At 41.1% G+C, this 4,506-nt stretch carries 4 protein-coding genes and 1 pseudogene; 3 read left to right on the plus strand and 2 right to left on the minus strand.

The annotated features are described in order from the left end of the window. The 3 genes and pseudogenes from MBO_RS09865 to MBO_RS09875 form a co-directional block, all read left to right on the plus strand. Nucleotides 1-267: pseudogene (locus tag MBO_RS09865) on the plus strand (mobilization protein); the annotation flags it as partial. A gap of 410 nt (nt 268-677) precedes the next feature. Then, entirely contained in the window at nt 678-1,886 is a 1,209-nt protein-coding gene (gene repM, locus MBO_RS09870) for a replication initiation protein RepM (RefSeq protein ID WP_052585445.1), read from the plus strand. A gap of 82 nt (nt 1,887-1,968) precedes the next feature. Then, entirely contained in the window at nt 1,969-2,499 is a 531-nt protein-coding gene (locus MBO_RS09875; RefSeq protein ID WP_152545146.1) for a hypothetical protein, read from the plus strand. Between the two features lie 228 nt (nt 2,500-2,727). On the opposite strand, the gene MBO_RS09880 is transcribed toward MBO_RS09875, so the two are convergent. Both MBO_RS09880 and MBO_RS09885 read right to left on the minus strand, forming a co-directional pair. Further along, nucleotides 2,728-3,273, minus strand: coding sequence for a hypothetical protein (locus MBO_RS09880; protein WP_036367396.1), 546 nt, complete (start codon nt 3,271-3,273; stop codon nt 2,728-2,730). After that, nucleotides 3,270-4,247 (minus strand): MobA/MobL family protein, encoded by a 978-nt coding sequence (locus MBO_RS09885; protein ID WP_036367398.1) that lies wholly within the window; start codon nt 4,245-4,247, stop codon nt 3,270-3,272. Before MBO_RS09885 ends, MBO_RS09880 begins: the two co-directional genes overlap by 4 nt. Nucleotides 4,248-4,506 lie beyond the last annotated feature (259 nt).

The following is a 4,506-nucleotide window of genomic DNA, read 5'->3' on the forward strand; positions in this document are numbered from 1 at the left end:
ATGGCTAAATCCATTGATGACAAGATAGCAGATTTTGAAAGTAAGCTAAAACAGCTTAAAGAACAAAAGAAACTGGCTGAAAACCGTGAAAAGAAAAAAGCCAAAGAACAAGAAAGAAAAGACGAGACACGCAGAAAAATTCTGATAGGGTCAATGTATTTACAGAGAATGAAAAATGATGAACAGTATAACCAAAACATACTGCAAGCATTGGATAGATATTTGACTGAAAACCGTGATAGAAAATTATTTGGGTTATCTGAGTTACCAGTAGAACCTAAACAGGTTCAACAAGAGCAGTCAAAAGACCAAGATTATTTTGGTTCTTTCAATGGTTCTATTGGTTAAAAAGACAAAGGAAAAATTTCAAATTTTTAGGCAACAACAAAAGCGTTAGCGTTTTGTTGTTTTATAATAGTTTTATAATAGTTTTATAGCCCCTCTGCAACCCTTGAAAATACTGGGGTTCTGGGGGGTATTTAACGACATTTATACACCATAAGTAGGCGTTTATACACCAATAAGTAGGCGTTTATACACCAATAAGTAGGCGTTTATACACCAATAAGTAGGCGTTTTAAAATATTGACTATTTATAGTCTTAATGATAAAATGTATGTTAATTTGATAATTTGGGTGCATAAACGCCTATTTATAGCATTTAAGGTATTGATTTTATGGGAAATTTAGTCGTTAAAGACAATGCGTTGATTGAAGCCAGTCATAGACTGGGCGAAGTTGAACAACGCCTAATCCTGCTCGCCATTTTGAAGGCTCGTAGCCAATGTAACACCATTGAGCAGTTGCAGGGGAAGACCTTAATTATTCACGCTGATGACTACATTCAAACATTTAATGTAGATAAATCAACAGCTTATAGAGTTTTGAAAAAGGCGGTTTTGAGCCTGTTTCGTGCTGAATGGGGTTATAAGTTTGTTAATGAAAAGGGCTTAACGCAGGTAGCCTATCGCCGTTTTATCCAGTCTGCCGACTATGTGGACGATGGGGCAACGGTGCATTTTAAATTTTCTGATGACACCGTCCCAATGCTTGTAGAACTGGAAAGACGGTTTACAGTCTATGAGATTGAGCAGGTAGCCCAACTGTCTAGCCAATATGCGATGCGGTTATATGAATTTTTTATGCGACATTTGGATAAAAAAACTGGTGCAGGGTGGCTGGATATTTCCCTTGATGACTTGCGTTTTCGCTTTGGACTACTGCCGAACGAATACCCAAGAATGGGGGATTTTAAAGCCCGTGTATTGGATTTTGCCCTAAAACAAATCAATGAAAATACCGATTTATCAGCCACTTACACCCAAAAGAAACAAGGGCGGGTTATCGTTGGATTTCATTTTGAGTTTAAGCAAAAAGCCAATGCCAAACCCAAAAAGACCAAAGAGAACACCGAACGAGACCCCAACACCAAAGACATTTTTGACGGCTTGACCGACCAAGAACGAGAAATTGTCGCCCAAAAGCAAGAGTATGCAAGACAAAAGGGCATTACTAACCCTGCACACATTGAGAATTTAGTTAATCAAGGACTGGAAAGACACCGCCAAGCGGTGCAAGCTGACAAGGAACGCAAAGAGCGTAAGAAAGCCGAACGACAAGCCCAAAGAGCCAAAGCACAGGCGGAGCAGTTAGCGAAAGACGAACAGGAACGCCAAGAGAAAGAGCAAGTCGAACAGCGTAAAAAATCATTCATTGAAATGTTTGAGAGCCTAGACGAGCAATACCAAGAGCAAGCCCTTAATGAAGTCGCCAAGAACTTTGATAATAATATCTTTTCAAAGTGGTTCAAGGAAGCACGAGAGCAAGGAGTAGCCCACAAAGACCCTAAATTCATTGGTAAGTTTTATGAGTTGTTTGGGGTTTGATAGTTCTGTAAAATTTACTAGATTGTTTTGTTTTTTGTGTGATATACTAAAAATCCTTTATTTCAACCATAGAAATTTTCTTATGAAAAACAAAGCGTTAATTTATACAGCAGTATTTTCTATTTTATTTTCAACTTTGCCAAGCGTTACTTGGGCGGATTCTGGTCTTTCAGCTATGCCACCAAAAGATTCAGCTCTTCATCAAAGTTACTATAAAATGTATGCACCAAAAACCCAAACCACATACAAACAATTTGCCATTGTTGATAGAAAAGTAGATGATGTTATCAAAGAAAGCGACCAATTGATGGTTTATGGCAGTGATTTAACAAATGCTAGTGCAGTCGTAGCACCTTTCGTGGCAAAAAACCCAATTGCACTCAAAGGCGTAGCGGTAACGTCAGCCGTAGGCGGTGCTGTGTATTTTACTGGTAGATTTGGAAAAGCTTCTATGGCTCAATTCAAGTCTGGCTCTATTATTAAACATAAAGTTTATTTTAAGTGGACAAATCCCGATAAGCTTGAATATGCGATAAAAGTAGAGACTTGGGTGGAATACAAGGGAACTAAGGTATCAGATGTAAAAACATCTGAATATAGAAAGACTTTATAAACCATAAATTGAGAGATTACTCGATGAAAAAAGTTATCTTAGGTGTTGTAACCATTTCTTTTGGGCTATTGATGTTTTATATCAATCATTTCCAAAGAGAATACTTTATGGATAATAGCCTAATAGTATCTTTGGGCGTTCTTACAACAATTATTTTAACTTTTTTACATATTAAGGTTTATAAAAAGTAGGAAATTGTTTATAAAATAACCGCTATTAGCGGTTATTTTACTTCAACTCCGCCACACAATACCTATCGCCCTTACTGCCGTAATTGCATTTACTTTCAATGACTTTTACGCATAACCGCTTATCACAATTACTGGTTTGTAGGCGTTGCAGGTTTTGGGCTTTCTCAATTTGAGTGCTTAGGTGGTCTAACTCGGCTCGTCTAGCCCCTATCTCGTCTAAACTTGGCACAAACCACAGCATAAAGCCCATACAGCACGCCATAAACACCGCAAAACCGCCAAAATACCAAAGGTTAGCACGCCAATCCAAATCCCTTTTAGCTCTCTTAATGTCTCTAACAACCCCCTGCAAGTTTTCAGAATGCCCCTGTAAGCGACTTAGGGGGCGTTCTAGGGCGTTTTGGACACTATCCCTAGTCTGACCCATTACAACCCCCTTAAAATCGCTCCTAAGCGTTTCTAGGGCGGTTTTTTCGCTTTCTAGGGCTTTAATCGCTTTTTGAATACTCTCGTCTTGCTGTTTGGATTTCTCCAAAAGCCCTAAAACCACTTCAATCAGTTCGGTGTTATCTTGGTTGCTCATCGGCTAAATCCCCTATCTTGGTTTTGTCTTGATTGCTCAATCTCTTGGGCTTGGCGTTCTCTCTCGGCTTGTTGTTCTGCCTGCCGTGCCTGTTCTCGTTGCTCTAAACGCTCCTGTAAGCGATTTTGTAGGCTTGCCTGTGCTTTGGCTAGTAAATCGCTCTCTTGGGCTTTCTGTGGCTCGGTGGGGCGTTCTAGGGCGTTTTGGTGGTCTATTTGGGCGTTGTATGCCCTGCGTTCATCATTGGCTCGGCTAATCTCGGTCTCTATCCCTTTTCGTCTCATTGCGGTTACTTGGGGCGTTTCGTGGATTTGCGGTATTTTGCCGTTTTCAAGTTCTTTGTGGCTACGGTGGTCTATCCGTTCGGCTATCCCTGCTCGCTCCAAATGGGCGTTTGCTATGCGTTCCCAATCTTGGCGAATGCTGATGATTTCCTTGCTTGACGATTGCAAGCCTAATTCTTTTCGCTTGGCGTTGGATAGTTCAAGGTCTATTTTTTCTGTTAAAACAAGGCGGTTATCCGCCCCTAACTCGGCTTTTCTTGTGGTTAGCATTATGTGGGCGTGGTGGTTTCGCTCGTCCCCTGCTCGGCTTGGGGTATGTATGGCAACATCTGCCACACAGTCATAGCGGTTTACTAGGTGCTGGGCGAACGCTATCGCCAATTCCTGCCGTTCTTGCTTGTCTAACTCGTGGGGCAATGCGATGACAAATTCTTTGGCGGTTCTAGCGTCCTTGCGGTTCTCTCGCATTTCTGCCAAGTTCCATAACTCGCTACGGTCAATCTTAGCCCCTAGATTGCTGATAATTTGTGTATGGGCAATTTCTTGATGTCTTGCCCTTTTGGTGTAGTCGTGGGTTAGCCCTATTCTTTGGTCGTGGATTTTTTCCCCTGCACGATAGGCGATACTAGCCGTTGCGGTTCGTCCGCTACTTCTTGATACATTATGAGCCGAACAGTGATAGATTGCCATAGCCTTATTTTTCTTTTGTCTTTTCAACTAACCGCCCCAAAGGGCGGTTATGCCGTTAGGCATACTGGGGGATTGCAAAGGGGGAACGCCTTGCCGAACTTGACTTGATAAATATTGTAGCCATAGCGGAAATGTTTTTCAAGTCGTAAGTGAGCCTTTCTTATCAGAAAGGCTTACCGCCCGTAGCTAATATTGCGTAAAATTTCAATTTTTGCTATTCTAAGGGCGTAATCCGTTTCTGATAAAAGGGGCTTAACCT

Origin of the sequence: Moraxella bovoculi 237 (assembly GCF_000696305.2) — a bacterium.
Taxonomy (GTDB): Bacteria; Pseudomonadota; Gammaproteobacteria; order Pseudomonadales; family Moraxellaceae; genus Moraxella; species Moraxella bovoculi.